This is a genomic window from Hwanghaeella sp. 1Z406, assembly GCF_048892425.1.
Lineage (GTDB): Bacteria > Pseudomonadota > Alphaproteobacteria > UBA8366 > Aestuariispiraceae > Pacificispira.
The window spans coordinates 511,915-535,472 of the sequence record NZ_JBLZHU010000001.1 but is presented as its reverse complement, the minus strand read 5'-3'; the positions used below and the strand labels follow the sequence as shown (position 1 = coordinate 535,472).

Below are 23,558 nucleotides of genomic sequence, written 5' to 3'. Positions count from 1 at the left end.
CTGACTGGTGAAAATCGAGGATCCTATGACAGATCGCATTCAAGGTTTGCATCCTATTGAAACCGCCAGCCTGGACGAAATTCAGGCCCTTCAGTTACAGCGTCTGAAAGCCACGCTGCAACACGCCTATGATCGCATCCCCCACTACAAGAAAAGTTTCGATGCGGTGGGCATTCATCCAGATGATGTAACCAACCTTTCGGATCTGGCTAAGTTTCCCTTTTTGATGAAGGACGACCTGCGCGCCAATTATCCCTTTGGCATGTTTGCCTATCCAACCGATCAATTGGCGCGCATCCATGCCTCTTCCGGCACGACGGGAAAGCCCACCGTGGTGGGCTATACCCAGAATGATGTCTCCATGTGGGCCGATGTCATGGCCCGATCGCTCTATGCCGCTGGCGCACGAAAGGGGATGAAGGTTCATGTGGCCTATGGCTATGGCCTGTTCACCGGCGGTCTGGGTGCACATTACGGGGCCGAACGGCTGGGCTGTCTGGTGATCCCGATGTCTGGTGGACAGACCGAAAAGCAGGTTCAGTTGATCGCTGACTTCCAGCCCGAAGTCATCATGGTCACGCCCTCCTATATGCTGGCCCTGGCCGATGAAATGGACCGGCAGGGCATGACCAAGGACACATGCTCCCTGCGCTATGGGATATTCGGGGCTGAGCCATGGACCAATGAGATGCGCAGTTCTATTGAAGCCCGGACCGGACTATCTGCTGTGGATATTTATGGCCTGTCAGAAGTGATAGGACCCGGCGTTTCCTGCGAATGTGTCGAAACCAAAGACGGATTGCATCTGTGGGAAGATCATTTCTATCCGGAAATCATCAATCCGGAAACGGGTGAGGTATTACCAGACGGAGAGTTCGGGGAGTTGGTCTTCACCAGCCTGACAAAAGAGGCCCTGCCCATCATTCGCTATCGTACCCGCGACCTGACGCGCCTGTTACCCGGCACTGCGCGCAGCATGCGCCGAATGGAAAAGGTTACAGGGCGCACCGACGATATGCTGATCATTCGGGGCGTAAATGTTTTCCCGACGCAGATTGAGGAACTGATCCTGAAAGATGCACGATTGGCACCCCACTATGTTCTTGAAATTACTCGCAATGGGGCGATGGACACATTGACCGTGAAGGTTGAGGGAAATCCAAAATCTGACGAAGACGCCCGAACAGGCGCAGCCAGAGACTTAACCCATAAAATCAAAACCTTCATCGGAATCACTGCCAGTGTGAATGTTCTAACGCAAGGGGCTGTGGAACGCTCGATTGGCAAGGCGAAGCGGGTCATTGATCTGCGAAAGATGTAATCCAGTGCCGACCGATGCACTGACACAATATATCGAACAGGAAAGACCCCGCGCGAAGTCTTTAATCGTCACCGTCTATGGCGATGCGCTTTTGCCCTATGGCGGCGCATGCTGGCTTGGGGAATTGATTGATCTGGTCGCCCCATTGGGCCTGAATGAACGCATGACCCGCACCGCTGTGTTCCGACTGGTGCAGGATGGAACCCTGGAGGCGGAACGAATAGGCCGCCGCAGCCGCTATACCCTGACACGCAGGGGCCGCCGGCAATTTGATTCCGCACAGGCCCGCATTTATGCGTCTGGCCCCCCGGCGCGGGATGGGCGATGGACGTTCATCATCCTGCCGGACGCCCTGGCACCCGGACAACGCGACAGCCTGGATCAACGCCTGGGCTGGCAGGGTTTCGCACGCCTGAGCCCTGGTCTGCTGGGCGCAGCGCGCGGGGATGCCACACAAATCGCTCAGGATACTCTGGATGACCTGTCCCTGACGGATGACTGTGCCGTCTTTAGCGCAGAAGCCACAGCCGCCAATGGATTGCTGTCATTGGCCGCGCGCGCCTGGCCGCTGGAAGAGATCGCCGCAGACTATTCTGCGTTCGTGAAGCATTTTCAGCCCGTCCTGCAGGATGCCGATCAATTGGTTGCAGAAAGTGCCTTCGTGGCCCGCATTCTATTGATCCATGCCTATCGGCGGACCCTGTTGCGTGATCCCGCCCTGCCCGACGATCTGCTGCCGGAAGATTGGCCGGGCACGAAAGCCCGCGCGCTGGCACGGGACTTATATCATCACCTTTCCCAGGCGACAGATCAGTATCTTAGGGCCAATCTGGAAATTGAAATGCCTGCGCAGAACAGCATCATCCGCTTTGGCTGATGATGGCGTGGCTGGTTGCGACATTCCGTCCGTGACGGGTTTGTTGCAGAAACTGGAAAAAAGACCATACTACCTGAACAAATCAACGATTCATCCACATCAATAGCATGGGATTAGTGCTAATGAGCGATCATCAAACCACCGCCTGGAAAACGCCGGATGCAGATATTGAACTGTTCGCGACGGGCCTGTATCGCGCCCGTGGGGCATCTGCAAAAGAAATGGCGATGGCCCGGGCCAGGACCTACAAGGAAGTTGGTGATCGCGAAGGCCACCGGGTCTGGCGCGCTGTCGCAGACCGTGTCGACAAAGCGCATAAACGCGCAAATTAGTCACAGTTTTCATCAGATTTTAAACACCGCTGCCGCCTAATTTTGCAGCATCACGTCTGGCTTGCTATGGTCCCGACCATGACAAAGACACAGCCGGAAATCTTCTATACCGACCCCCGTTTAGCGCAGGTTTATGATACTCTGAACCCATGGGCGGCGGATCAGCAATTCTATACGGAATTGGCGGGTCATCTACCCAAACGTATCCTTGATATGGGGTGTGGAACAGGACTGCTGGCCGTCGAACTGGCGCGGCGCGGTCATACGGTGATCGGTGCCGATCCGGCCGCCGCAATGCTGGACATCGCCCGGAACCGCCCCGATGGAGACCGTGTGACATGGTATTTGGCGGATGCATCCAGCCTGACCTTGTCAGATCCCGTTGATCTGATCGTCATGTCGGGCCATGCCTTTCAGGTCTTCCTGAATGATGTGGATGTCGAGGCCGCGCTGAACAACTATTTCAAGCTTCTGGCCCCGGATGGCACACTGGCCTTCGAAACACGCAATCCGGCCTATTCAAGTTGGCGCAAATGGACGCCCGATATCAGCTATGAAGAGATCACCGTAGACGGAATCGGGACCGTTGCGGTGCATAACGACATTGTTGAAGGGTCACGCAACCGTGTTTCTTATGAAACCCATTTTGCTTTCCCGGATGGGACAAAGCATGTGGGAAAAGGCCATTTGCGCTACTTAGAGGTTGATGAAATTACTGCGCATTTGAACAAGGCCGGATTTGCCAAAATCGCCCTTTATGGCGACTGGGATGGCAACCCTGTCGCTGATGATCGCCCGGAAATTATTGCGGTTGCCCAGAAAAGCTGACCAAGGTACGGATCATACCATCATCATTGCCGGGACAAGACTCCTGATATAGTGTCTGCATCAGAAGACGTTCCAACATCTTGCGAGTGGCAGGCAATGGTCGACATACCAATCCTGATCCTGAACGGACCAAACCTGAACATGCTGGGCAAGCGTGAACCGGCAATCTATGGGGCGACCACCCTGGCCGATCTGGAAGCCGACTGCCGCGAAGCTGGAAAACGGTTTGGCCTTGCGGTCGATTGCCGACAGTCAAATTCGGAAGGGCAGTTGATCGATTGGTGCCACCAGGCCCGCGACACCCACCGCGGCATCATCATCAATGCCGGTGGGCTGACCCATACATCTGTTGCCTTGCGGGATGCGTTAAGTGTGGCCGAACTGCCAATCATTGAAGTGCATATCTCAAACATTCATGCGCGGGAAGAATTCCGCCATCACAGTATGATCGCACCTATTGCGGTGGGTATGATTTGTGGACTGGGAACAACGGGCTATCGCCTGGCCCTGGAGGCCATGGCGGAGATCGTTGCTGACATTGAGGCGTGATCACGCCTTTTCTGAGCGCCCGAAGCCTAGTACAAGGGTGTTGGACTTACAGTAATTGATAAAGGGATGGGTTGCCCCGATGGCGAAACTCGACGTCGATATTGAACTAATCGAAAAGCTGGCGGACCTGATGGCTGACAAAGGCCTGACGGAACTGGTTGTTGAAGAAGATGATACGAAACTGCGGTTGCAGCGCGGAGGTGGCGCGCCGGTTTATGCGGCGGGCCCCGCCCCAATGCCGGCTGCAGCGCCCAGTGCTGCCGTGGCGGCACCCACAGCGGAAACCGCAGGCAATCATCCAGGTGCGATAAAGGCACCGATGGTGGGCACGGCCTATCTGTCGCCCCAGCCAGGCGCAGCAAACTTCGTTTCTGTCGGGGTCAAGGTTGCCGCGGGCGATACAGTCCTGATCATCGAGGCGATGAAGGTGATGAACCAGATTCCCGCCCCAAAGGCCGGTACTGTGACACAGATCCTGGTGGCAGATGGCGAACCGGTGGAATTCGGTGAAGCCCTGTTGGTCATCGAATGACGACCCGGAGCTGACACCACATGTTTGAAAAGGTACTCATCGCAAATCGCGGCGAAATCGCGCTTAGAATCCATCGCGCCTGTAAGGAAATGGGCATTCAGACGGTGGCGGTGCATTCTACGGCTGATACCGATGCCATGCATGTCCGACTGGCGGATGAAGCGATCTGTATCGGCCCTCCCCCTATTAAGGATAGCTATCTCAACATTCCAGCAATCCTGACCGCCGCAACGCTGACCCGGGCCGATGCAATTCATCCAGGCGTCGGTTTCCTGTCAGAAAACGCCCGTTTCGCGCAGATGGTGGAAGATCACGGCATCACCTTTATCGGCCCGACACCAGAGCATATTAGCATGATGGGCGATAAGGTTGCGGCAAAGGACGCCGCAAAGCGTCTGGGCATTCCAGTTGTTCCAGGATCTGATGGATCGGTCGATACCGAAGAAGATGCCCTGCGACTGGCTCAGGAAATTGGCTTTCCGCTGATTATCAAGGCAGCCTCTGGCGGCGGTGGACGCGGCATGAAAGTCGCCAATAAGCTGGAAGATGTGGCACAAACCTGGGCCATGTGCCGAAGTGAGGCCAAGGCCGCTTTCCTAGATGAAACGGTATACATGGAGCGGTATTTGAGCCGCCCCCGCCATATCGAAGTTCAGGTTCTGGGCGACGGCAAGGGTAACAGCATCAACCTGGGTGAGCGCGATTGCTCAATCCAGCGTCGCCACCAGAAAGTCATTGAAGAAGCCCCCTCACCGGCGCTGAATACCGCACAGCGCAAACAGATCGGCGACATCGTTAATACCGCGATTGCAAAGCTGAGCTACCGCGGCGCGGGCACAATTGAATTCCTGTATGAAGATGGTGAATTCTTTTTCATCGAGATGAACACGCGCATTCAGGTCGAACATCCGATTTCTGAAATGGTCTGTGGCATAGATTTGGTGCGTGAACAGATCAAAGTCGCTGCGGGTATGTCGCTAAGCTATACGCAAGACCAAATTAAAATCAGCGGCCATGCCATAGAATGCCGCATCACGGCAGAAAATCCCGAAACCTTTATGCCAACCCCGGGCCGAATCACCGACTACCATGCCCCCGGTGGCCTGGGCGTTCGCGTCGACAGCCAATTGTATTCCGGATATCACGTCCCCCCCTATTATGACAGCCTGGTATCCAAGCTGATTACGCATGGCGCCAACCGCAATGAATGCCTGATGCGGATGCGCCGGGCCTTGGATGAATATGTCATTGGCGGGATCAGCACGACCATTCCCTTGCATCAGAAAATTATTGCGCAGAAGCGCTTTATTGACGGAGACTATGACATCCATTGGCTGGAAAAATGGATGGGCCTGAAATAAGACGCTGGTCCAGTCCAGCGGCCTGAAAAGCGCGAAACGCGTGTCAAAGGGGCAGTATGGAACCGCTTGACCTAACGCCTGATATGCTGTTGCGCGCCTATGCCATTGGGGTGTTTCCCATGGCCGAAGACAGGGATGATCCAGACCTTTTCTGGATTGATCCCCGCATCCGGGGTGTCATCCCTCTGGATGGATTTCACGTCCCCAAGCGCCTTGCAAAGACCCTGCGTTCAAATCGATATCGCGTAACCTTTGATCGAGATTTCGAAGGAGTCATGGATGGTTGTGCAGAAGCGTCGGACCGTCGCCCGCGCACCTGGATCAATGACAAGATTTTAACCCTGTATACCGCGCTGCATCGCATGGATCATGCCCATTCCGTTGAGGTCTGGGATGGCGATCGATTGATTGGTGGATTGTACGGTGTCACCCTGGGCAGCGCCTATTTTGGCGAAAGCATGTTTTCCCGCGAACGCGATGCCAGCAAAATTGCCCTATGCCATCTGGTCGCCCGCCTGACCTTTGCCGGGTTCCGCCTGTTGGACACACAGTTTGTGACAAAGCATCTGGAACGGTTTGGGGCGAAAGAAGTCCCCCGAAGCGATTATCGCACCCTACTATCCGAAGCCTTAAATTACGACGCCGGGTTCTTCGCGCATTACGAAGAGGGTGAAATTTCTAGGTATCTACTGCAGGCCTAAATGATCGGCCACGCCTGCCATGTCCTGGGCCAGATCTGATGCCCCGGCGGCGCGCAATTCATCGGGATCCGTATCGCGGCAAAACCCGATCACCCGCATCCCGGCTGCGACTGCGGCCCGAACGCCGGTTGTTGAATCTTCGATCACAGTGACCTTTTCGACCGGCCACCCCATTGTTGCTGCCGCATGCAGGAACAAATCTGGAAAGGGCTTTGGTCTTTCGACCATATCAGCGGAAAAAATGCGCCCCTCAAACCGATCCCAAAGGCCGCTGCGGCCCATACTGATGCGCATTTTTGCGACCGAGGCCTGGCTGGCGACACAGTATTGAAGTCCCCGCGCGATCAGTTGGTCCACAACATCTGAAACACCGGGGATGGCCTCAGCCTCCTCTTCCAGGGCCGCAAATTGCCGGGTAAAAAACTGATCCAACCAGTCATCGGGTAGTTTCAGATTGAATTCAGCCTCAATCAAAGGCGGCAGGGACCGGATGCGCCCCCCTTTATACCGACGGATCGAGTCTTCTGTCGTCATCGGATACCCAGCACTGGTGATCTGTTCCGCCAGGATCCGGTTGGACAGGCGCTCCGTATCAACCAGAACGCCATCGCAATCAAAGATGATCACAGAATTTTCCGGAACGAATTGGTGATGGGATAACGGCGCTCTCGCCCAAAAGACCGCGCCGTGATCTTAACCCCCGGTGGCGCCTGGCGACGCTTATATTCTGCCAGGTCCAGCATGCGCCAGACCCGTTGCACCAATTCCGGTGCATGCCCCCGTTGGGCTATTTCCGGCACTGACATTTCCTTCTCTATCAGGCAATGCAGGATATCGTCCAACTGATCATAGGGGGGCAGCGTGTCCGCATCCTGTTGATCGGGTTTCAGTTCCGCCGAGGGGGGTTTGGTAATGATCCGCTGGGGCATGACTGGGCCCCTTGGGCCTTTTAGAAGCGTATCATTCCCGCTGGACAGCCCCTTGTTACGCCATTCGCACAGGGCGAATACATCGGTTTTATAGATATCCTTCAGCACCGAAAAGCCACCGCACATATCCCCATACAGCGTTGCGTATCCTGTCGACATTTCTGACTTGTTGCCGGTTGTCAGCACCATTGCGCCCAGCTTGTTGGATATCGCCATCAGGGTCACACCCCGGGATCGGGATTGGATATTCTCCTCTGTCACGCCACTTTCCGTGTTTCCGAAAAGCGGGGTCAGCATCTGCTGAAAGGCATCCATCGCAGGCCCGATATTGACCTGATCCAGACGGGTTCCCAGCAGGGCACAGGCCGCCGCCGCATCATCCAGACTGTCCTGACTGGTATAGGGGGATGGCATCATCACACAATGAACCGCATCGGGACCCAGCGCATCAACGGCAACCGCGGCAGACAAGGCACTGTCGATTCCACCGGACATGCCCAGGACAACGCCAGGAAAACCATTCTTCTGAACATAATCGCGCAGCCCCAGAACCATGGCGCGATAGATCGATTCCAACCGTTCCGGCGGGGCGGTTTGATCCCCTGGCAAACATTTCCAGCCAGTATCCGACCGTTCGAAGGTCGCAATCGACATGCAACTTTCGTAAGCTGGCATCTGAATTGCCAGGCTGAAATCTGCATTCACGACAAAGGACGCCCCGTCATAGACCAGTTCGTCCTGTCCCCCGACCTGATTCAGATAGGCCAGCGGCAAGCCACTTTCCGTGACCCGTTCCATCACCAATTGCAGACGTACATCTTCCTTGGCGTCATCATAGGGGCTGCCATTGGGGACCAGCAGTATTTCTGCACCGGATTCCTCCAGACATTCAATAACATCGGGTGTCCAGATATCCTCACAGATCGGCACGCCAATGCGCACGCCTCTAATATTCATCGGCCCCGGCAAAGAGCCGGACTGAAACACACGCTTTTCATCGAAAACGCCATAATTTGGCAGGTCATATTTATAGCGTTCTGTCACGATGCGACCGCCAGATAACAATAGGACCGCGTTATACGCCAGTTTACCAGGCGCTTCCCCCCGCCAGGGAGTCGTCAACAGGACATCCGGGCCACCGCCTGCCGTTTCAGCAGCCAAGGCAGCGGTGGCTTCTTCCAGCTTGTCCAGAAAGAATGGCTTCAATACCAGGTCTTCCGGCTGATAACCCGACAGGAATAATTCCGGCAGCAATAATAGATCCGCACCGGCCTGCGCCGCCTGGGCCCGGGCGTCGCGCACCATTTGCGCATTGCCCGCAATATCCCCGACCGTCGGGTTCAATTGCGCCAGGGCGACAACAAAACGATCCGTCATTGAATTCTTTCCTTATATTGGGGGGCTGTTTCACCCACATTCAAGGTGACTATCTTGCTCGCACCGCTTGAAATCAACCCCCAGCAAGGCGATACCTATACCGTGACGCAACAAAGGATCTGACATGGCCAAGGACGACCAGACAAAAGGGACCGCCCCACACAGCGCATCCCACAGTGCGGGGGCTGAGAAACTGGGAGAATTTGCCCAGACCATCAGTCAGTTGCTGGCCGATCGCTTGGCTGCACAGGCGACCAAGGGGGACGGTAAACTGGCGTCCCGTGACATCAATGCCGTCCTGAATTCCTACACATACGACAATGACAGTATCTTACGCGGGCTGTGCGATTCGACCTGGATCGGTCTGCAGCATCACTTTGAAGACGCGTTCTATGCCCAAATGCGAAAGTTCCCGCTGGAACGGTTGATTGTTGCGCGCTTCGTGCATTTGCTACCCGAACGCGGCGAAGCGCCTGTGCCAGGCCGAACACTATCGCGACGCATGATCCCCGCCTTTATTCAGGCCCTGCATCAAATGGTCGGCCCTGAACTGTTTGAAGAATATGAAGAACGCGCCCGTACTATGGTTGAAACCCTGCGCGCACAAGAAGGCCAATCGCTGGATTGGGACAGCCTGCACGAACGCCCGATGGCCAAGATATTGGTCAATGACATCCTGATCTATATCACGCGCTATTTTATGGATATCAGCAAACGCCGAACCTGGATGGTCAGTTATTTTGATCGGGTAATGCCGCCGGGCAAGAGTAACGAGGAGCGGGCCTGGAGTTTCGGCGATCTGGAATTCCACAAGCTGATGGCCGCCCTGTATAGGGAACTGGCCGAAACCCTGTTCGACAAAAAGGGGCGACAACATCTGGAAGAGCGCTATGACGCCGCCAGCCTGTCGCAACTGGAACAGGTTCTGGCCGGGCTGGCGCAGGATCAGAAGCGCGTCCTGCAGGCACATTGAACAAGGTTGACCGGTTATTGCGCCATGAAAGCGTGAAACATTTTCTCAACCGGATCTTTATTCAAATCCCGTGCGATGATCACCAGACGCGATGATGGCGTCTCTCCCTCTGCCCAGCCCGCCAGCAGGGCCGGTGGATGAAAAACATGCTGAACGCCATGGACCGCAACGGGCCCATCGACCTCCGCCACATATAAAATCCCCTTCATGCGCAACAGGTTTGCGCCATGGGTGGCAATCAGCGCCTCAATCCAGTTAACGAAGGCATCCCAGGCAATGGGGGCATCATATCGGATGACGAAGGATCGGATACGGTCGTCATGACGGTTCCTGTCATGATCATGATGATGGCCATGAGTGTGATCGTGGGGATGGCCGTGCTGCGATGCCTGGTCATAGGCTTCTTCCGCCAGCCATTGGGCGACATCGGGTGTCTTGGTACCCGGATCATAAAGGCCCGTGCCAAACAGCGCATCGGGCGCAATATCCCCCTGGATCACCGACAAGACGGGGGCCGCCGGATTGATAACCCGCAGCCTTTCCATCAGATCGGATTCCTGTTCCATCAAATCCGTCTTGGTCAGCAGGATACGATCGGCGACGGCGGCCTGTTTCACGGCTTCCGGCTGCGCATCCAGGGTCGCAGACCCATTCACGGCGTCCACCGTGGTAATGACCCCATCCAGCCGATACCGGGTTGAAATGACCGGATCAGTCATCAGCGTATGCAGGATGGGTGCTGGATCAGCCAGACCCGTGGTTTCAATCACGACCCGATTAAAGGCAGGAATTTCGTTGTTCCAGCGCCGCTTGATCAGGCCCCGCAATGTCTCAATCAGATCCCCCCGAATGGTACAGCACAGACAGCCGGACTCCATCACCACCATGTCTTCGCTGGCAGTTTCAACCAGCAGGTTGTCGATCCCGACCTCCCCGAATTCATTAATGATCACAGCCGTCTGGCCCATGTCCGGATGCTTCAACAGGGCGTTTAGAACCGTGGTCTTACCCGACCCCAGAAACCCTGTCAGCACACTGACCGGCAGGCGTTCTGGCCCGGCAGAAGAATCTGGTGAATTGGCCGTATCATTCTGCATCACACTCTCCAAGGAAGCGGGCTGGATTTACGCTGGAGTTACCGTGTAGGGTCTCCGCATCACAATTTCAATCGAAAGCCCATATCATGACCGACCTGATCCATCTGACCGCCTGCGCCGCCGTTGACATGCTGAAGGCGGGAGACGTCACGCCACAGGAAATGGTGGACGCAGCCTATGACCGGATAGAGGCGGTGGATGGTGCCGTGAATGCGACGCCCATCCTGTGCAGAGAGCGGGCGGAACAGCAGGCGAAGACCGCATCCCGCAATACTTTGCTGGCGGGTCTGCCCGTTGGGATCAAGGACCTCAGTGAGGTGGAAGGCGTTCGCTGTACCTATGGCTCCCCCATCTTCAAGGATTACATCCCCAATTTCTCAGACATTCCCGTCGTTAATTTGGAACGGCATGGCGCCGTCCTGATTGGGAAAACAAACACGCCGGAATTCGGTGCTGGGGCAAACACTTTCAATGCCGTCTTTGGCATCACGCGAAACCCCTGGGATATCTCTAAGAGCTGCGCCGGGTCATCGGGCGGATCTGCTGTTGCCCTGGCGACAGGGCAATGCTGGCTGGCCAGCGGGTCCGACCTGGGGGGCAGCCTGCGCACGCCTGCCAGCTTTTGTGGCATCGTTGGGCTGCGTCCCAGTCCGGGCCGCGTGCCCCGCCTTAATCCGGGTGACCCGTTTGGCACCATGAGCGTTGAGGGACCCATGGGGCGCACCGTGGAAGACACCGCGCTGATGCTGGACGCCATGGCGGGTCAGGACCCCCGCGATCCGATCAGTCAGCCGCTGCCTCATACCAGCTTTCGCCAAACCTGTCGCACAGGCGCCCCGCCCCGCCGGATCGCCTACAGTCTGGATCTGGGCGGGATCATTCCCGTCGATCCAGCCGTGGAACAAGTCTTCAACAACGCGCTGAAACAATTGGAAGATATGGGTGTAGAACTGGTCGAAACCTGCCCGGATTTCAGCAATGCGATTGAGGCGTTCAAGATATTGCGCGGCCTGGGATTCGTGAACGGACAGCGTGAAAATTACGAAAAGCACCGCAATCTATTGAAAGACGATGTGATCTGGAATTATGAATACGGGCGCAGCCTGACCGCCGAAGACATTGCCCAGGCACAGCGCTGGCGTGGGGCCATTCATGCCGATGCGGTGCGTCTGTTCACCCAACAGGATTTCGACGCCTTCCTGTGCCCGACAGCCATCGTGCCCCCCTACCCGGCAGAGCAGTTATGGGTCGATCAGGTGAATGGCCAGACATTCGATAACTATATCCATTGGCTGGCCATGGTCTCTGCCATCACCCTGACTGGCTTGCCTGCGATCTCCGTTCCTGCGGGATTTACAGAAGACGGCCTGCCCGTTGGCGTGCAACTGGTTGGTGCCCCCTTCAGTGAGGGACGCTTGCTGGCCCATGCACGGCATTTCGAATCAGCAACCGGTCTAGCAACCGCTGTTCCCATTGATCCAAAGGGAGTCCTTGCTGTCACGTCTTCCTGACTTGCCGCGTTGCACAACAACGTTTAGGTTTGCGATGCAATAAAGCCGCTTTGTGAAGACTTTCAGTGACGCCCAGACCCTATTTTGAGGAGCTTTCCATGGACAGCCCGCGTTTGCACACCGATCTGAATGGTTTCTTTATCGAAGACCTTTACGTTGGCATGACGGCGATCTTTGCCAAGACGATCACAGAAGCGGACATTGTGCTGTTTTCCGGGGTGACGGGTGATATGAACCCCGTCCATGTGAATGAGGAATTCGCCGCCGACACAATGTTCAAGGGCCGCATCGCCCATGGGATGCTAACTGCCAGCCTGATCTCCACCGTTCTGGGTATGAAAATGCCAGGGCCGGGCTGTATCTATCTGAGCCAGGACCTGAAATTCCTGGCCCCTGTGCGCGCTGGCGATACCGTGACGGCAAAGGCGGTAATCCTGGAAATCATCCCGGAAAAAAAGCGGATCGTGTGCAAGACCACCGCCTCCGTCGGGGAGAAGCTGGTTTGCGACGGACAAGCCAAGATGATGGTGCGCAGCCGCGTCGAGGAAGAGGCTAAGGCCGCAAAAGCCTAAGACATCATGTGCAGGCGCATGATGACCTAATTTGCCTGACGCGCTTCTATCGTTGGCACTGCGAAATCCAGAATGACTTTTGTCGGGACTTTCCAGGCATCCGGTTTGTTATAGTTCCCAGCATAAATGACAACCACCATATCCCTGTCAGGATTGACCGTCAGGCGCTGCCCGCCATTGCCAAAGCCAGCGAACCAATCCGGTGGCGTGCCATCGTCAGCCAACCACCACAGGAAACCGTATCGCAAATTCAACGACGTCTCGATGCTGGGGGTCAGCGATTGCTCAATCCATTCCGCCTGAACGATCTGGTTTCCCTGCCAGATCCCCTTATCAATCATCAGGCGCCCGATCTTTGCCAGATCATGGGTCGTCAGACGCAGCCCGGACGAGGCCCCCGTTTTTCCGTTCGACAGTTTCTGCCACTCAAAATCGGTAATGCCTAAAGGATCAAACAGCTTCTGTTTTGCGTAAACATCCAACGGCACTCCCGTCCCTCTGACGATTAAGGCACCGACAAGGGAAGCCGCCCCGCCGCTATATGTCCAATGTGTACCAGGGGAATACAGAACTGGCTGTTCCAGGGCATAGCGTTCGCGGTCCGGCGCATAAGCCATTGCAATTTCACTATTCCGCGTACTGGTATAGGGCGCTGTTTCATCCCATTCCAATCCCATCGTCATGGTCAGGGCATGGCGCACCAGAATGTCCTTTCGGGCGGGATCTGCGATCAAATCCGGATAGTCCGGGAATTGCGCCATCAATGGCTCATCCAATCCCGGCACCAGACCTTCCGACAGGGCGATGCCATACAGCAAACCGGTAACGCTTTTTGTAATGCTGCGCACATCATGCAGGCTGGTTTGGCTATGATCGACACGGCCAATATCCAACCCTTGTCGCTGGTCAAAACCGGTAAAGTAAACTTCCGCAAGGGTCTCACCCCGATGCAAAATCAGGACGCTATGCAGCCCCTTTAACGTGCCTTGAGCAAACGAGTCTCTTATTTTCTGTGCCAGGTCGTTGTCTTGCGCAAGGGCCGCAGAAATGTTCAACGCTCCAAAACTGACTGCCACTGCCAGAAACTGCCGAACTCGCCCCATTTCATACTCCCATTCACAAAATAAAGCGCCGCTACCACACGCAGGAAGGTTTCACGCCTGCGCTTCAACCGCTATCTTCTGAGAATACTATAGCAGTCAGGAACGGTTTGCCTTCATGCAGATTTTTAGAGAACCCAAAGATTATCCATCAGAGCGTTTCGGCGCCGTGATTGTTCTGGGAAATTTTGATGGGGTGCATCGCGGCCATCAGTCCGTCATTGGCCAAGCCGCTGAATTCGCAGAGGCGCAGGGCCGTGACCTTGCTGTTCTAACTTTCGAGCCACATCCGCGTGAATTCTTTCGACCTGACGATCCTCCATTCCGGCTGACCCCGTTCTGGAACAAGGCGCATCTGCTGCAAGCCATTGGGATCGATTCGCTGATCTGCCTGAATTTCGACACGCCGCTGGCCAATCTGGATGCACAGGCCTTTATTGACGAAATTCTGGTGAAGGCCTTGGGAACCGGTGTTCTGGTGGTGGGCTATGATTTCAAATTCGGGAAGGGCCGCACCGGCGATACCGACACCTTGCGTGCCGACACACGCTTTGAAACCCGTATCATTGACCCTGCGGCGGCGGCAACGGGGGAAGTCTATTCTTCAACCCGCATTCGCGATTATCTGAAAAGTGGCGAACCGGGCCAGGCCGCTGCCTTGCTGGGTCGCCCTTTCGAGGTCGAGGGCGAGGTGCTGCACGGCGCTCAGATTGGCCGCACGATTGGTTTTCCAACCGCCAATTTGGATATGAGTGACTATATCCGCCCCGCCTATGGCGTCTATGCGGTTCGGGTCGGGGTAGAGACCGGGCGGGTTGGAGAGACCGTCTGGTGCGATGGTGTCGCCAATTTGGGCATGCGTCCCACTGTTGATGGCCTGAGTGAGAAATTCGAAGTGCACTTGTTTGATTTCGACCGCGATCTTTATGGCACGCATATGCGGGTAGCCCTGATTGAATTCATCCGGGGGGAACGTAAGTTCGACGGCCTGGATGCCTTAAAGGCGCAGATTACAAAAGACTGTCACGCGGCCAAAATCATCCTGGACAACCGCGCCGCGGGCGCGTGATAGTTTGGTTTTTTTTACGCTTACGCGGGCGCGTGATAGTTTGGTTTTTTTACGCTCACGCGGGCGCGTGATGCTGTGTTTATCTATGCTCACGCGTGCGCGTGATGCATTAGATCTCCCAGATCAGTTCTGACGGGCCAGACACAACATTCTGGCGATTCTGAGCCTTCACCCGGTTCGTCACCATACGCGTATGAAGCCCGGATATGATCCGACTGCCCGTCCTCTCAAAGGCAAAGGGCAACACCGCATGCACCAGGCAGCAAAGACCTGCCAGCAGCAAAGGGCCCGCAAAACTGAGCGCGGTTCCCATATGCTCTGTATATGTCTCCCCAACAGAGGATGGGTGCTGTGTGAAAGCGGTGCGGATCATCTTTTATCTCCTGTTCTGGCAGAACGATTTGTTTATTCAGAATAGTATCTACGATAATCGCTGGAATTTGTTTCTAAATATACTATTAAAAATGACTTTCTGTTAAATTTTATGCTATTATTTTAATATATAATGTAAAAATTCACCTAGGATGTATATCATGGATGCAATCGATCACCGAATTTTGGCCGCTTTGCAGGAAGATTCTGCGCTTTCTACCGCAGATCTGGCTGACAGGGTCGGCCTGTCCCCGACTCCCTGTTGGCGGCGGGTTCGACAATTGGAAACAGCGGGATACATTCGAAAGCGCGTCGCGCTGCTGGACCGTGACCTGCTGGGGGTTGGCACGACGGTCTTCGTGTCGATCCGCACCAAAACCCATGCGGCGGACTGGTTGACGAAATTTGCTAAAGTCGTTCAATCCATGCCCGAAGTCATTGAGTTCCACCGGATGAGCGGTGACATTGACTATCTGATGAAAGTCGTCGTGCCGGATATCCCCGCCTATGACGCCTTTTACAAGCGCCTGATTTCGGCCATTGATCTGTCAGATGTCTCCTCAAGCTTTGCAATGGAGGAAATCAAGGCAACGACAACGCTGCCCCTGACCTATTTAAAACAAGCCTGATGACCCTATATATAAGTGCAGATAACACAGCGATTAGGGAGAAAGACCATGGGTGATTTAATCAGCTTTACCTGTCCGGACGGGACGGAAGCCAAAGGCTATCTGGCGACAGCAACTGAGCCAAAAGGCAGCGTTGTCGTGCTGCAGGAATGGTGGGGCCTGAACGACCAAATCAAAGGTGTCGCAGATCGTTTCGCCGCAGCGGGCTATACCGCCCTGGCCCCCGACCTGTACGAAGGCCGGGTAACCCAGGATGCGGATGAGGCCAGCCATATGATGACCGGCCTGGACTGGGTTGGGGCGTCCGAACAGGATACCCGTGGCGCGGTTCAGTATTTGAAAGCCAAAACTGGCACAAAAACGGCTGTTATGGGGTTTTGCATGGGCGGTGCCCTGACCATCATCGCGGGCGTAAAGGTTCCTGAATGTGATGCCTGTGTATGCTTCTATGGCATCCCACCGAAAGAAGCCGCCGACCCCGCCAAAATCTCCGTGCCTTTCCAGGCCCATTTCGCCACCAAGGATGATTGGTGCACCCCACAAGCGGTTGAACAATTGCGCAAGGATATGGCCGGCGTGAAAAGCCCGGTTGATATTCACGAATACGACGGTGAACATGGATTTTTCAATCAAACCCGCGAGGTGTTCAATCGCAATGCAGCCGATGTAAGCTGGGAACGCACAATCAGTTTTCTAAACAAGGTTCTGTGACGCACCACAAACGGTATCAGGTGACAGCACCCCACCCGCCTCCGCGGGTATGAGGAGTGGGCAAAGGTTAACCGCAGAGGGCGTAGAGGAACTGGTGCCCTATAACTTTCCACGTCTGACCTTCAACACCACCCTCCCCCTTCGAGACGCTACGCTCCTCTGGGTGAGGGTGCCTTTGGCGTCAACATCGTCACCCCGGACAACGATCCGGGGTCCAGGGCGGCTGGCGCGATTGGTGCCTGTGGCTCTGGATATCAGCAGGGAACTGACAATCCCACCAATCGTCTCATTCTCATCCTGAGGAGGCGCGGCAGCGCCGTCTCGAAGGAGGGGCTGTAAGTTCGGTGCTTACAGAGGGCTCCCCCTTCGAGACGCTACGCTCCTCAGGGTGAGGGTGCCTTTGGCGTCAACATCGTCACCCCGGACACCGATCCGGGGTCCAGGGCGGCTGGCGCGATTGGTGCCTGTGGCTCTGGATATCAGCAGGGAACTGACAATCCCACCAATCGTCTCATTCTCATCCTGAGGAGGCGCGGCAGCGCCGTCTCGAAGGAGGGGCTGTAAGTTCGGTGCTTACAGAGGGCTCCCCCTTCGAGACGCTACGCTCCTCAGGGTGAGGGTGTCTTTGGCGTCAACATCGTCATCCCGGACACCGATCCGGGGTCCAGGGCGGCAGTCATGGGTGTTGGGGGTCGCGTGCGATATCAGCGAAACACAATACTACTGAGAGTCGAAAAAACACGACGTTAGGACATTGATTTAACGAATAATTCAAGTAATCTCCCGAAATGTCATCAAGCTATCGCCTTCACAGTGGCACAGCGCCGCTTCTCGTCAGTGTTCCCCACTCAGGAACAGCTGTACCCAAAGATATCTCGAATCGACTGACGGATGCGGCCAAGCCGCTGCCAGATACCGACTGGCATGTGGATCGGCTGTATGATTTTGCCGCCGACATGGGGGCCTCTGTGCTTGTCGCGGAATATTCGCGGTACGTCATTGATCTTAATCGACCCCCCGATGATGAAAATCTGTATCCGGGAAAGGCGACAACAGGGTTGGTTCCGGTTGATACTTTCTCAGGCGATGCGATTTATCAGGATGATATTGATCCTGATATGGCCGAAGTCATGGGGCGGATCGATGGGTATTGGATGCCCTATCACACGGCCCTTGCGAAAGAACTGGACCGCATCAAGCAGGAGCATGGTCACGCCGTCTTGTGGGACGCGCATTCTATTGCGTCGCGCGTCCCTCGATTCTTTGAGGGACAGCTGCCCGATTTTAATCTGGGCACCAATATGGACAAAAGTTGCGCGCCAGATCTGGCCCAGGCCGTGCTGGCACAGGCACAAGCCGCCACAGGTTTCACTGCCGTGCTGAATGGCCGGTTCAAGGGCGGATACATTACGCGCAATTATGGCATTCCCCGGGATCATGTTCATGCAATCCAGTTGGAATTGAGCCAGATCACCTATATGCAGGAAAGCGCGCCCTGGCCCTACCTGGACGATAGGGCCAACAAGGTGCGCGCCCATTTGCAACGCATGTTGGAAACCTGCCTGACCTGGAAACCAGCCTAGTGTGGTGCGCGCATATCTGGAATCACCAGGATCCCTGAAAGTGATCATAGATACTCCACAGCCCCATGATTACGAATCCGCAGCCCGCGATCAGTTTCAAGGGGATCATGGTCAATGTGCGTTCTGCAACGGTGCCCAGAAACACCGCCAGAGCGGTTGATAAGACCAACGCAGCGGCGGCGGCACAGAAAACACCAAAAGGTGTCATCGCCTTATCCGTGGCGAACAGAACCGTCGCCAACTGGGTCTTATCTCCCAGTTCCGCAAGGAAAACAGTGATAAAAATGGCAATAAAAGGCTGCATGAAACACTCCAAAAGGGGACCGGCGACAAGATGACGACTCCGAACGGCCGGTCCCTCCGAACCCGATCAGAATCGCCATAGGTCTTGCCAAACCGTGACTGGCCGCCTGTGCCATGGCAGTTGCCAAGTATGTTGACACAGGCCCCTATAAGAAGGGCGGCTACTCCCCTACGGAGTGCGTAGAGGATACCCAGCCGGAACCGGATCGTCAATAGCCTTTAGTTACGGGGGCGGCGTCGTCGACCGGATGCCAGTCTTTCCGCAGGATATTGGGCAATTTCCCGCAATAGCGTGGCAAGTCGGCCGGTTTCCCCCTGATCCGCCTGCGCAAAGAGCGGCATTCGTCCAAGAATCGCCGCCGCCCGTGCTGGATCCATGGCATCAGGCAGCGTAATCAACCAGGATAGCACCGCATCTTCTGCAGCCCCAACCGGAAGGGGTGTGCCACATTGAAACAATCCGGACAGACAATTTTGAGGGTCTAACTTTGTTATTTTTTGAAAGTCTGTCGACTGACCCGTCGAGGTGAAATGTTCTAACGCCGCATAATCAGGATATGCCAGTCCACTCATCGTAACCTCCTCCGGGGCACCCCGCCCGGTCGTTTGGGTTTAATGTGAAGAGCGGCAGGTCTCCTGGCTTGCGGGTCAATGCCGAACCACCCTGCCTTCCCGACAAAAAATTGTCAGTGGCATGAATGGGCGATCGGCTCGCCGCTTACAGTTGCGGGGGCAGCTTCGGCTTTGGCAGCATCAAGATCAATCATGATCCAGACATCCACCGCACCGAATTCCCTTTTGATCCCCTAATGGGAACCGCTCAATATTCAAACAGATTACCTGAAATTTAAACAACGACTAGAGAAAAAGCGACAGGCTTCACCCTGCTACCGTCACTTGACCAAGGGGTATAAGCGCGGTCAAACTAGCGTTGCGATCGGGACCTATTATAGGGGGGTAGAATGCTGGACGGATTACGCCAATCATTGGCAGAGCGATATGAACGCCATAAGCATCGCCCATTCCTGGAAGCGTGCATGGCAACCTGTGCCTTGGTGGCGATTGCGGACGGAGAGGTCTCCCTTTCTGAACGGGGTCGACTGGATCAAATTATCGATGCGATTGACCGACTGAGCATTTTTGATGTGCACGAAGCGATTGATCTGTTCAATGAAACGATAGAAGCAATCAAGGCTGATCCCGCTCAGGGGCGCGAAGATGCCCTAAAACCAATCGCCGACTGCCGCAGCGATGCGGGCGATGCCGTACTATTGGTTAAGGTGGCGCTGGCGGTCGGTCAGGTCGACGGCGTGCTGCTGCCCAGCGAACGCGCCCAGTGCGAAATTATCTGCGAGGCATTGGGCCTCACTCTCAGCGACTTCGAATAAGCGGCTAGTTACCGGCTTCAGGCAGGGGCGCCAAAGTCGGCGCCTGTTCCATGGGTTGCTCCTGTGACACAGCAGGCGCACTCTCGGGTATCTGTGCGCCGGTTGGCGCCGCTGCAGCAGGCTGTTCCTGCGCCAGAGACTCGTAATTTGGGGATAACAGCGCCCCATCCCGAATGTCATTGATGACATCAATCAGATCTGCCGATTGATTCGACATCGCGATCGCAACAGCGGCAAGGCCCACCGCTTTGGCTGGATCAACCCCAATCTTATCCGTGACTTCCTGGCCAAAATTTGGATCACCCAATCGACCAGCCGCCGCCGCCACACGGATCAAGGCCTGATACCTAGGGACGTCAAACCCGCCATCTGGTGTACGCGGCAGAACCACACCCGATTGCGGTTCCGGGATGCGCGCCGCCGTGTCATAGGCCCCCAAGAGATCCCCCGCCGCCAATTGTGCCAGAGAAATTGCCAGCAGGGCAGAATTGAACCCCTGATCGCCCTTATTCTCAAAGGCAATGCGATAGGCTGCACTGATGGTTTTCTGGGCGTCTTCAATACGGCCGCGTCTTGCTTCTGCGATTGCGACCTGGACCAGGGCACGCACCTTTGCCAGATCCGTCTCCAAGACCTCTGATAAATCCCGGGCACGGCTGAAAATCGCCTGATCCGCGCTTTCCAGCCCAACCTTGATCTGGGCACTGAGAACGGCATCCAGGGCATCCGGGACATATTCAGGTAAGGTCGGGAAACCAGTCGGATCAAGCGATTCAGCCAATAATGCGCTGGCCCCTTCCGGGTCATTCTCCAGCCCCCGCCCCAATGCCACTGCGGCCATGATCTGGGCCCGCATCCCGATATAGGGAATATAATCTTTCAGCACCAAAGCTTCGGGCAATTTACCCTGATCGATCAAAACGCGCCCCATTCCCAGAAGGGCCTCAGCGCGGGGCACATCCTCGGTGATCTTGAATGCGGTTTCGAAGGCATCTTTCAGGCGTCCAATCTCTGTTTCCCGCGCCACCAGATATGTGATCGCGCGGAACCGGGCGGATTGATCTTCAATGCGGTCAATCTCTTCTTCAGCCAGTCTGAATAAAGGGACTGCCGCATCAATATTACGCCGCCCCAAAGCCGCAGATACCGCGCTTAATGCCTCCGCTCGATAGGCCCCTTCTGGAACCATGCGCACAACGATCATGCCGCCACGCTGATTGCCTGATTCCACCATTTTGGCAGCCAATTGAATAAGGGCTGGCATCCTGGCATCGCTGGGGCCGTTCATGATATCAAGCTGCGCCGTCGCGAAGGATACCTGCGCCCCGGCTGTATCCCCCGCCACAAGCTGTGCCGCCCCGATATCCATCAGCAGATATGCTTGCGACAGGTCTTGTGATTTGGGTAACAGGCTTGCCTCATCAAAAGTCTGGCGCAGAACGGTTGCGACGGCCTGTTTCGTTGCTTCATCATCGCTGGAATTCAAAATGACCGAGGCTATTTCCCGCAATGTTCTGACCCGGTCCTGACGGTCCGCAATCAATTTGGCCGTCGCCGTCGCGGCTTCGGCAGCCCCCATTTGAGCCAGGCGATTGGCGGCTATTCCATATGTATCAGTGACCTTGTCCGAAGGAGGTTGGTCTTTCACCTCTGCAATCGCGCGGTCCATCCACGCGCGTGCCTCGCTGGCGTCCTTCTGAACAATTCGAACATAGTCGGAAATCCATAGAAAGGACCGAGCACGCCAAACGGGATCAGCAATGCGTTGTGCGATCTCTATCGCCTTATCCATTTGCCGCCGGGCCAGATAAGCGCGCACGACCCCGCTTTGGGCCAACCCGACATCTTCCTCAGACTCAAGCGCAGCGACGGCCAGAAACTGAAGCCGCAACAGAGCGTCCGACAAAATGGCCAAGGTTACGGGATCAACCTCGCTGGCGCGATAGGCATCGCGTTGGGGGCTGAAGCTGGGCTTGGCGATATCATCGGCTGGATTGCCAGTTGATTGCGCAAAACCATGCGATCCAGCGACAGACAGAAAGACACCCAGGCCAAACAGCCCTGCAAAGAACACACGGGCTGTGCGACGACTGGGCATCCAGGCGTTAACCGGCGCTGTCTTGTGCAAATACGCGGTCCAGGATCGTGTCCACATGCTTAACGTGGTAGCCCATGTCAAAGAGTGCGTCGATAGCATCATCACTCAAATGCTGCGCCACATCCTTATCAGATTTCAGCAATTCCTGAAATGATGTGCCGTTTTTCCAGCTTTCCATAGCATTGCGCTGTACTGTGCGATAGGCGTCTTCACGGCTCATGCCCGCCTGAGTCAGTTGCAACAGGACGCGCTGGGAATTGTGCAACCCGCCAAGACGATTCAGATTCGCCATCATTTCTTCAGGATAGACCACCAGTTTTTCCACCACACCGGCCAAACGGTTAAGGGCAAAATCCAGCGTTACCGTCGAGTCTGGACCAATCATGCGCTCCACTGAAGAATGGGAAATATCCCGTTCATGCCACAGCGCGATATTCTCCAGCGCTGGCAGAGCATAGGCCCGCACCATACGCGCCAGGCCCGTCATGTTTTCCGTCAGCACCGGATTGCGCTTATGGGGCATAGCCGACGACCCTTTTTGCCCAGGCGAGAAAAACTCCTCCGCCTCGCGCAATTCGGTGCGCTGCAAATGGCGTATTTCAATCGCCAGATTCTCAATCGACCCGGCAATCACCGCCAGGGTCGCAAAGAAAGCCGCATGACGGTCACGCGGGATCACCTGTGTCGACATCGGCTCTGGTGTCAGACCCAGCTTGTCTGCGACATAGGCCTCAATTGAAGGATCAATATTGGCAAAGCTGCCAATCGCACCGGAGATTGCACAGGTCGCAATATCCGCGCGCGCGGCCAGCAGACGCTGTTTGCTGCGTTGAAAGGCGGCGAAATGGCCGGCCAGTTTCACGCCAAATGTGGTTGGTTCCGCATGAATGCCGTGTGAACGACCGATACAGACAGAATTTTTATGCTCAATCGCGCGGGCCTTCAGCGCAGCCAGAACCCGATCCAAATCAGCTAACAGAATATCAGCCGCCTGGGTCAATTGCACCGCCAGGCATGTATCCAGCACGTCAGAAGAGGTCATGCCCTGATGCACAAAGCGGGAGTCTTCCCCAATATGCTCCGATAATTCCGTCAGGAAGGCGATGACATCATGTCTCGTCTCGCGCTCAATCTCATCAATGCGGTCGATGCGCGCCTGCGTATAGGGTTTGTCACCATTCTTCCAAACCGACTCTGCAGCTGACTCCGGAATCACGCCGCGCTGCGCCAGGGCATCGCAGGCATGGGCCTCGATCAAAAACCAGATGTGGAACCGGTTCGACGGCTCCCAAATTGCGGTCATTTCCGGGCGACTGTAACGCGGGATCATATGAATTCCTATTCC

25 protein-coding genes and 2 riboswitches are annotated in these 23,558 nt (G+C 55.6%); of the genes, 16 read left to right on the top strand and 9 right to left on the bottom strand.

What is annotated here, in order from left to right; genetic code table 11:
* Nucleotides 1-25 precede the first annotated feature (25 nt).
* From paaK to aat, 8 genes are all read left to right on the top strand, one after another.
* On the top strand, nt 26-1,321 hold the full coding sequence (paaK, locus tag ACOSDR_RS02415) for a phenylacetate--CoA ligase PaaK (RefSeq protein WP_420730288.1): 1,296 nt from the start codon (nt 26-28) through the stop codon (nt 1,319-1,321).
* Nucleotides 1,322-1,325: 4 nt separating this feature from the next.
* Nucleotides 1,326-2,198 (top strand): PaaX family transcriptional regulator C-terminal domain-containing protein, encoded by an 873-nt coding sequence (locus tag ACOSDR_RS02410; RefSeq protein WP_420730287.1) that lies wholly within the window; start codon nt 1,326-1,328, stop codon nt 2,196-2,198.
* Between the two features lie 122 nt (nt 2,199-2,320).
* Entirely contained in the window at nt 2,321-2,530 is a 210-nt protein-coding gene (locus ACOSDR_RS02405) for a hypothetical protein (RefSeq protein WP_420724481.1), read from the top strand.
* Nucleotides 2,531-2,608: 78 nt separating this feature from the next.
* The gene (locus tag ACOSDR_RS02400) at nt 2,609-3,358 is read left to right on the top strand and encodes a class I SAM-dependent methyltransferase (RefSeq protein ID WP_420730286.1); all 750 of its coding nucleotides are present in this window, start codon (nt 2,609-2,611) and stop codon (nt 3,356-3,358) included.
* 96 nt (nt 3,359-3,454) lie between these two features.
* Nucleotides 3,455-3,907 (top strand): type II 3-dehydroquinate dehydratase, encoded by a 453-nt coding sequence (gene aroQ / locus ACOSDR_RS02395; RefSeq protein WP_420730285.1) that lies wholly within the window; start codon nt 3,455-3,457, stop codon nt 3,905-3,907.
* 79 nt (nt 3,908-3,986) lie between these two features.
* Nucleotides 3,987-4,439 carry an acetyl-CoA carboxylase biotin carboxyl carrier protein gene (gene accB / locus ACOSDR_RS02390; RefSeq protein WP_420730284.1) on the top strand — a complete coding sequence of 151 codons (453 nt, stop codon included), beginning with the start codon at nt 3,987-3,989 and terminating at the stop codon, nt 4,437-4,439.
* A gap of 20 nt (nt 4,440-4,459) precedes the next feature.
* Nucleotides 4,460-5,800 (top strand): acetyl-CoA carboxylase biotin carboxylase subunit, encoded by a 1,341-nt coding sequence (gene accC / locus ACOSDR_RS02385; protein ID WP_420724485.1) that lies wholly within the window; start codon nt 4,460-4,462, stop codon nt 5,798-5,800.
* Nucleotides 5,801-5,856: 56 nt separating this feature from the next.
* Nucleotides 5,857-6,501, top strand: coding sequence for a leucyl/phenylalanyl-tRNA--protein transferase (gene aat / locus ACOSDR_RS02380; protein ID WP_420724486.1), 645 nt, complete (start codon nt 5,857-5,859; stop codon nt 6,499-6,501).
* On the opposite strand, the gene ACOSDR_RS02375 is transcribed toward aat, so the two are convergent.
* The gene (locus ACOSDR_RS02375) at nt 6,487-7,128 is read right to left on the bottom strand and encodes an HAD family hydrolase (protein ID WP_420730283.1); all 642 of its coding nucleotides are present in this window, start codon (nt 7,126-7,128) and stop codon (nt 6,487-6,489) included. The genes aat and ACOSDR_RS02375 overlap by 15 nt on opposite strands.
* Nucleotides 7,125-8,807, bottom strand: a complete 1,683-nt coding sequence (locus tag ACOSDR_RS02370) for an NAD+ synthase (protein ID WP_420730282.1) — start codon at nt 8,805-8,807, stop codon at nt 7,125-7,127. Before ACOSDR_RS02370 ends, ACOSDR_RS02375 begins: the two co-directional genes overlap by 4 nt.
* 124 nt (nt 8,808-8,931) lie before the next feature.
* Between ACOSDR_RS02370 and ACOSDR_RS02365 the strand changes: the two genes are divergently transcribed.
* A complete protein-coding gene (locus tag ACOSDR_RS02365) occupies nt 8,932-9,780 on the top strand; it encodes a hypothetical protein (protein WP_420730281.1) in 849 nt (282 codons plus the stop codon).
* Between the two features lie 14 nt (nt 9,781-9,794).
* Here the strand turns inward: ACOSDR_RS02365 and ACOSDR_RS02360 are convergent, their stop codons facing one another.
* Entirely contained in the window at nt 9,795-10,877 is a 1,083-nt protein-coding gene (locus ACOSDR_RS02360; RefSeq protein WP_420730280.1) for a CobW family GTP-binding protein, read from the bottom strand.
* A gap of 86 nt (nt 10,878-10,963) precedes the next feature.
* Between ACOSDR_RS02360 and ACOSDR_RS02355 the strand changes: the two genes are divergently transcribed.
* Together ACOSDR_RS02355 and ACOSDR_RS02350 are read left to right on the top strand one after the other, a co-directional pair.
* The gene (locus ACOSDR_RS02355; RefSeq protein ID WP_420730279.1) at nt 10,964-12,388 is read left to right on the top strand and encodes an amidase; all 1,425 of its coding nucleotides are present in this window, start codon (nt 10,964-10,966) and stop codon (nt 12,386-12,388) included.
* A 98-nt stretch (nt 12,389-12,486) separates the two neighbouring features.
* The gene (locus tag ACOSDR_RS02350; RefSeq protein WP_420724492.1) at nt 12,487-12,960 is read left to right on the top strand and encodes a MaoC family dehydratase; all 474 of its coding nucleotides are present in this window, start codon (nt 12,487-12,489) and stop codon (nt 12,958-12,960) included.
* A gap of 26 nt (nt 12,961-12,986) precedes the next feature.
* Here the strand turns inward: ACOSDR_RS02350 and ACOSDR_RS02345 are convergent, their stop codons facing one another.
* Entirely contained in the window at nt 12,987-14,063 is a 1,077-nt protein-coding gene (locus ACOSDR_RS02345; protein WP_420724493.1) for a serine hydrolase domain-containing protein, read from the bottom strand.
* 115 nt (nt 14,064-14,178) lie between these two features.
* Between ACOSDR_RS02345 and ACOSDR_RS02340 the strand changes: the two genes are divergently transcribed.
* Nucleotides 14,179-15,129: a bifunctional riboflavin kinase/FAD synthetase gene (locus ACOSDR_RS02340; protein ID WP_420724494.1), complete on the top strand. Its 951-nt coding sequence runs from the start codon at nt 14,179-14,181 to the stop codon at nt 15,127-15,129.
* A gap of 109 nt (nt 15,130-15,238) precedes the next feature.
* Here ACOSDR_RS02340 and ACOSDR_RS02335 read toward each other — a convergent pair whose 3' ends face one another.
* The gene (locus ACOSDR_RS02335; protein ID WP_420724495.1) at nt 15,239-15,502 is read right to left on the bottom strand and encodes a DUF6356 family protein; all 264 of its coding nucleotides are present in this window, start codon (nt 15,500-15,502) and stop codon (nt 15,239-15,241) included.
* A 160-nt stretch (nt 15,503-15,662) separates the two neighbouring features.
* Here ACOSDR_RS02335 and ACOSDR_RS02330 point away from each other — a divergent pair, with 160 nt between their 5' ends.
* The 3 genes from ACOSDR_RS02330 to hutG all read left to right on the top strand — a co-directional run bounded on the left by ACOSDR_RS02330 (nt 15,663) and on the right by hutG (nt 18,424).
* On the top strand, nt 15,663-16,130 hold the full coding sequence (locus ACOSDR_RS02330; protein WP_420724496.1) for an Lrp/AsnC family transcriptional regulator: 468 nt from the start codon (nt 15,663-15,665) through the stop codon (nt 16,128-16,130).
* A 48-nt stretch (nt 16,131-16,178) separates the two neighbouring features.
* Nucleotides 16,179-16,841 carry a dienelactone hydrolase family protein gene (locus tag ACOSDR_RS02325; protein ID WP_420730278.1) on the top strand — a complete coding sequence of 221 codons (663 nt, stop codon included), beginning with the start codon at nt 16,179-16,181 and terminating at the stop codon, nt 16,839-16,841.
* A 788-nt stretch (nt 16,842-17,629) separates the two neighbouring features.
* Nucleotides 17,630-18,424: an N-formylglutamate deformylase gene (gene hutG, locus ACOSDR_RS02320; protein ID WP_420730277.1), complete on the top strand. Its 795-nt coding sequence runs from the start codon at nt 17,630-17,632 to the stop codon at nt 18,422-18,424.
* 22 nt (nt 18,425-18,446) lie between these two features.
* Here the strand turns inward: hutG and ACOSDR_RS02315 are convergent, their stop codons facing one another.
* Together ACOSDR_RS02315 and ACOSDR_RS02310 are read right to left on the bottom strand one after the other, a co-directional pair.
* Complete coding sequence (locus ACOSDR_RS02315; protein ID WP_420730276.1) at nt 18,447-18,728, bottom strand: TMEM165/GDT1 family protein; 282 nt, start codon at nt 18,726-18,728, stop codon at nt 18,447-18,449.
* A gap of 17 nt (nt 18,729-18,745) precedes the next feature.
* A riboswitch (yybP-ykoY riboswitch) is annotated at nt 18,746-18,909 on the bottom strand.
* Nucleotides 18,910-18,946: 37 nt separating this feature from the next.
* The gene (locus tag ACOSDR_RS02310) at nt 18,947-19,300 is read right to left on the bottom strand and encodes a hypothetical protein (protein WP_420730275.1); all 354 of its coding nucleotides are present in this window, start codon (nt 19,298-19,300) and stop codon (nt 18,947-18,949) included.
* 35 nt (nt 19,301-19,335) lie between these two features.
* Nucleotides 19,336-19,563: riboswitch (cobalamin riboswitch) on the bottom strand.
* A 126-nt stretch (nt 19,564-19,689) separates the two neighbouring features.
* Between ACOSDR_RS02310 and ACOSDR_RS02305 the strand changes: the two genes are divergently transcribed.
* On the top strand, nt 19,690-20,115 hold the full coding sequence (locus ACOSDR_RS02305) for a tellurite resistance TerB family protein (RefSeq protein ID WP_420724501.1): 426 nt from the start codon (nt 19,690-19,692) through the stop codon (nt 20,113-20,115).
* Between the two features lie 4 nt (nt 20,116-20,119).
* Here the strand turns inward: ACOSDR_RS02305 and ACOSDR_RS02300 are convergent, their stop codons facing one another.
* The gene (locus tag ACOSDR_RS02300) at nt 20,120-22,270 is read right to left on the bottom strand and encodes a hypothetical protein (protein ID WP_420724502.1); all 2,151 of its coding nucleotides are present in this window, start codon (nt 22,268-22,270) and stop codon (nt 20,120-20,122) included.
* On the bottom strand, nt 22,221-23,543 hold the full coding sequence (gene purB, locus ACOSDR_RS02295; protein ID WP_420724503.1) for an adenylosuccinate lyase: 1,323 nt from the start codon (nt 23,541-23,543) through the stop codon (nt 22,221-22,223). Before purB ends, ACOSDR_RS02300 begins: the two co-directional genes overlap by 50 nt.
* Nucleotides 23,544-23,558: the final 15 nt, after the last annotated feature.

Excerpts from the sequence above, each read along its gene's own strand:
- paaK (WP_420730288.1), top strand. The coding sequence starts at position 26 with ATGACAGATCGCATTCAAGGTTTGCATCCTATTGAAACCGCCAGCCTG.
- aat (WP_420724486.1), top strand. The coding sequence starts at position 5,857 with ATGGAACCGCTTGACCTAACGCCTGATATGCTGTTGCGCGCCTATGCC.
- ACOSDR_RS02345 (WP_420724493.1), bottom strand. The coding sequence starts at position 14,063 with ATGGGGCGAGTTCGGCAGTTTCTGGCAGTGGCAGTCAGTTTTGGAGCG.
- ACOSDR_RS02360 (WP_420730280.1), bottom strand. The coding sequence starts at position 10,877 with ATGCAGAATGATACGGCCAATTCACCAGATTCTTCTGCCGGGCCAGAA.
- accC (WP_420724485.1), top strand. The coding sequence starts at position 4,460 with ATGTTTGAAAAGGTACTCATCGCAAATCGCGGCGAAATCGCGCTTAGA.
- ACOSDR_RS02335 (WP_420724495.1), bottom strand. The coding sequence starts at position 15,502 with ATGATCCGCACCGCTTTCACACAGCACCCATCCTCTGTTGGGGAGACA.
- ACOSDR_RS02350 (WP_420724492.1), top strand. The coding sequence starts at position 12,487 with ATGGACAGCCCGCGTTTGCACACCGATCTGAATGGTTTCTTTATCGAA.
- ACOSDR_RS02310 (WP_420730275.1), bottom strand. The coding sequence starts at position 19,300 with ATGAGTGGACTGGCATATCCTGATTATGCGGCGTTAGAACATTTCACC.
- ACOSDR_RS02405 (WP_420724481.1), top strand. The coding sequence starts at position 2,321 with ATGAGCGATCATCAAACCACCGCCTGGAAAACGCCGGATGCAGATATT.
- ACOSDR_RS02340 (WP_420724494.1), top strand. The coding sequence starts at position 14,179 with ATGCAGATTTTTAGAGAACCCAAAGATTATCCATCAGAGCGTTTCGGC.
- purB (WP_420724503.1), bottom strand. The coding sequence starts at position 23,543 with ATGATCCCGCGTTACAGTCGCCCGGAAATGACCGCAATTTGGGAGCCG.
- ACOSDR_RS02355 (WP_420730279.1), top strand. The coding sequence starts at position 10,964 with ATGACCGACCTGATCCATCTGACCGCCTGCGCCGCCGTTGACATGCTG.
- ACOSDR_RS02300 (WP_420724502.1), bottom strand. The coding sequence starts at position 22,270 with ATGTGGACACGATCCTGGACCGCGTATTTGCACAAGACAGCGCCGGTT.
- ACOSDR_RS02370 (WP_420730282.1), bottom strand. The coding sequence starts at position 8,807 with ATGACGGATCGTTTTGTTGTCGCCCTGGCGCAATTGAACCCGACGGTC.
- hutG (WP_420730277.1), top strand. The coding sequence starts at position 17,630 with ATGTCATCAAGCTATCGCCTTCACAGTGGCACAGCGCCGCTTCTCGTC.
- aroQ (WP_420730285.1), top strand. The coding sequence starts at position 3,455 with ATGGTCGACATACCAATCCTGATCCTGAACGGACCAAACCTGAACATG.
- ACOSDR_RS02305 (WP_420724501.1), top strand. The coding sequence starts at position 19,690 with ATGCTGGACGGATTACGCCAATCATTGGCAGAGCGATATGAACGCCAT.
- ACOSDR_RS02315 (WP_420730276.1), bottom strand. The coding sequence starts at position 18,728 with ATGCAGCCTTTTATTGCCATTTTTATCACTGTTTTCCTTGCGGAACTG.
- ACOSDR_RS02400 (WP_420730286.1), top strand. The coding sequence starts at position 2,609 with ATGACAAAGACACAGCCGGAAATCTTCTATACCGACCCCCGTTTAGCG.
- ACOSDR_RS02325 (WP_420730278.1), top strand. The coding sequence starts at position 16,179 with ATGGGTGATTTAATCAGCTTTACCTGTCCGGACGGGACGGAAGCCAAA.
- accB (WP_420730284.1), top strand. The coding sequence starts at position 3,987 with ATGGCGAAACTCGACGTCGATATTGAACTAATCGAAAAGCTGGCGGAC.
- ACOSDR_RS02330 (WP_420724496.1), top strand. The coding sequence starts at position 15,663 with ATGGATGCAATCGATCACCGAATTTTGGCCGCTTTGCAGGAAGATTCT.
- ACOSDR_RS02365 (WP_420730281.1), top strand. The coding sequence starts at position 8,932 with ATGGCCAAGGACGACCAGACAAAAGGGACCGCCCCACACAGCGCATCC.